At 52.0% G+C, this 421-nt stretch carries 1 pseudogene; it reads left to right on the top strand.

Features of this window, described 5'->3' with window-relative positions:
• Positions 1-421, top strand: a pseudogene (ccp, locus tag AC5RWQ_RS30615) (cytochrome c peroxidase); the annotation flags it as partial.

Below are 421 nucleotides of genomic sequence, written 5' to 3' on the forward strand. Positions count from 1 at the left end.
TTGCAAAACAGCGCGCGGAATATTACGCCAGCAATGATACTGCTCCGGAACATCGCAATGAACCGGTGCAGCCCATCCCGCAAAAACTGCCTACCGATGCGCAAAAAGTGGCGTTGGGTTTTGCGCTGTATCACGATCCCCGTTTATCGGCTGATAGCACCATTTCATGCGCTCATTGCCATGCGTTGAATGCGGGGGGCGTCGATGGCAGAAAAACATCGATTGGTGTTGGTGGCGCAGTTGGGCCGATTAACGCGCCGACGGTATTTAACTCAGTATTTAACGTTGAGCAGTTCTGGGATGGTCGTGCGGCAACATTGCAGGATCAGGCTGGTGGACCGCCGTTGAACCCGATTGAAATGGCGTCGAAATCCTGGGACGAAATTATTGCTAAGCTGGAAAAAGATCCGCAGCTTAAAAC

Source organism: Micromonospora sp. BS32 (assembly GCF_059089345.1).